Origin of the sequence: Vibrio cincinnatiensis (assembly GCF_022113815.1) — a bacterium.
In the GTDB taxonomy this organism is placed as follows: domain Bacteria; phylum Pseudomonadota; class Gammaproteobacteria; order Enterobacterales; family Vibrionaceae; genus Vibrio; species Vibrio cincinnatiensis_A.
In genome coordinates this window covers 1-2614 of sequence record NZ_SGOM01000038.1, presented here as the reverse complement: position 1 = coordinate 2614, position 2614 = coordinate 1, and the positions used below count along the sequence as shown (strand labels likewise).

General features: G+C 39.1%; 2 protein-coding genes. Both read left to right on the top strand.

The features are described 5' to 3' along the window. Window positions 1-1239: 1239 nt before the first annotated feature. On the top strand, window positions 1240-1590 hold the full coding sequence (locus EXA13_RS16370; RefSeq protein ID WP_238134068.1) for a helix-turn-helix domain-containing protein: 351 nt from the start codon (window positions 1240-1242) through the stop codon (window positions 1588-1590). 369 nt (window positions 1591-1959) lie between these two features. Next, window positions 1960-2427 (top strand): hypothetical protein, encoded by a 468-nt coding sequence (locus EXA13_RS16365; protein ID WP_238116161.1) that lies wholly within the window; start codon window positions 1960-1962, stop codon window positions 2425-2427. Window positions 2428-2614: the final 187 nt, after the last annotated feature.

Sequence of the window (2614 nt, the reverse complement as noted above, 5' to 3'; positions counted from 1 at the left end):
TTAGAAATATTGGTAACTTTGGCATTTTGGATCGGCCAGTTAACAAGGCATTTAAGAGGGACAATCAACGCGTGGCACTTTTGTTTTGGGTGAGCATTTGAGGTTACGGCTGGTTAGTTTAAGTTCGGTTGTTAGCGTTGTTTGCCCCTTAATGCGGCGTTAACTGGCAATGAAATTACCCATCTTTTTTTGTTGAATCCTAACTTATTGATTTATATTAATAATAAATCGAGTAAAAAATAAAAGGTTATTTTGAGAAATTTGATGTAATTACTATTATTAACAATAAGTTACTGCTAAAGTTTCATAGTTCACTGCCGCATAGGCAGCTTAGAAATAGCATGTCGAAAAATACACCCGGCTCTTAACGTTCACTGCCGCATAGGCAGCTTAGAAATATTGGTAACTTTGGCATTTTGGATCGGCCAGTTAACAAGGCATTTAAGAGGGACAATCAACGCGTGGCACTTTTGTTTTGGGTGGCATTTGAGGTTACGGCTGGTTAGTTTAAGTTCAGCTGTTTGCGTTGCTTGCCCCTTAATGCGGCGTTAGCTGTATCCTTAAAGTTTCGATATCTTTAGGGTAATAGTTCTAGAAATCTAATTCAAAACAGGTGCTTAAACCTAAATATAGAGGCTGTTGGGAATAATGGTATTACTTATAGTTTGGTTGGCTATTTTGATTTTTTCAGCCAAGCCACTTTTTACTATTGCACGACGAACATACCGTATTAGAGTACAAAGCAGCTCGAATGGGTTGAAAAGTATTTTGTTCTCTATATTGGCTCACCTGACCTTTGTTCATCTCTTTAATTTTCCTGTAAATGGTTGGCTTTACTGGGTACTTCCAGTATTAAATGTTTTGTTCGTTATGCACATACTCTTGCTCTTTGATTTGGTTCTAGACCGCTATAGTGTGGTAGATACTTCACGTTTTATCCATCGCTCGAGCGCACCCTTTTTAGTCTCATGTGCTGCATTTATTGCAATGCTTTACTACTCAGCTTATCTCAATGATGCAATATTGAGGGGCGTATGTATTAGTGCCCTCTCAGTAGGTTTGACAGGTTTTCTAGTAACTTATAGAAATGTAAAATAGGGTCATACAGCTAACAAAGCATTTAAGAGTGATTCGCAACGCTTGGCAGTTTCGCTTCGCTCAAGTATAGCCAAGCGCCGCTCACACCTTAATGCGGCGTTAGGCAGCAAGTGGCGCATGCACATTAAAGGGTAAGTTTGGATGGCAGATAGAGCATTAAATAGTATTAAAGAGATTAGAAAAGCTCTACGTATGTCCTCGAAGCAGTTAGCTGTTAAGCTAGGCAAAGCTCCTTCGACTGTTAGTGAACTTGAGAGCAGGGAAATTACGGGCAATATTACTATTCAAAGTTTAAAGGAAATTGCTGAGTGTCTTGATTGTGAATTACATTACGAATTCAAACCAAAAGTTCCAGTGGATGAGCAAGTACTTAACCAAGCTATTAGAGAAGTAAAAAATGAACTGGGTGAAAACCTTAATCTCTATAGTGAGGATGATATTGAAAGAGATGCAAGGGAGCTGCTTAAAGAGTCTACCATATTGAATTGGTAGACTCTATTTGTGATTAATGTGCTCCACAGAACTCTAAGATTATGCGGACTAGCAATCTAAAGTAGAAGTTCTTGTTGCGTTTTAAGTGATCAAAAATTTGTTTTAATGCTTTCATATAAATACCTTTTAGTTAATTTATTTCATAGGTATTTAGGAGCTCACCATTATAAGAAATTCGCATATATACGAATTCCAAAAGAAATTTTTGCATGCCTAACAAACAATTTAAGAGTGATTCACCACGCTTGGCATTTTTGGTTTGGGTTTAGTTCAGTGTTTACGGCACCCAAATTGAGTTGTGTGGTAGCGTGGTTCACACCTTAATTGGGCGTTAGGCATTTCGTCATTCGTGGCCAAGGAGTAAATACAATGTTAGTTTGGATTTTTATTGGTTTAGCCGTCCTATGTGTGTTCATAGTAGTCATGTCAATGAAAACGGGATTTATCCCCACTCAAAAGAACGTAACTAATCAGGCATTGAGTGCCTCGTCAAAGTTGAGAAAAGGAATTGGTAAGGATCACCTTGGTGAGGCAATAGGTTCTATAGAATACGGTAAGGTATCCTCGATATCAGTCACTTATGATTACTCAATGGAAAATATTGTTTCAGCGTGGCGGTCAGGCAAAGCTCCGAATATCATCGTAGTGTTGGGAATGATAGGTGGATTTTGGGGTATAGCCTTATTTTTAGCATGCGCACTTTTTGCTGTGGGCTCTCTACCTTTTACATTAACCGGAGTTATGCTGATATCAATGGTAGTCTATGGTTCAAGGCCTTTTATTGAAGGATTTATAGAGGAGAATAGACGTCAGTCAGAAGGTGACTCAAATGCCTAACAAACGCCTCAAGAGGGACTGTCAACGCGTGGCGTTTCCAGTCCCATTGAGCCGCGGTGGTTTCAGTTGTTGCGTTTGAGTTTAGTGGTAATGCGTTGTCAGCCCCTTAGGCGGGCGTTATGCCTCAAGGAGAAACTGTAGTGCAAGGATTTGAAATAAGTACAGATAATAATAGGCTCGATTTTAA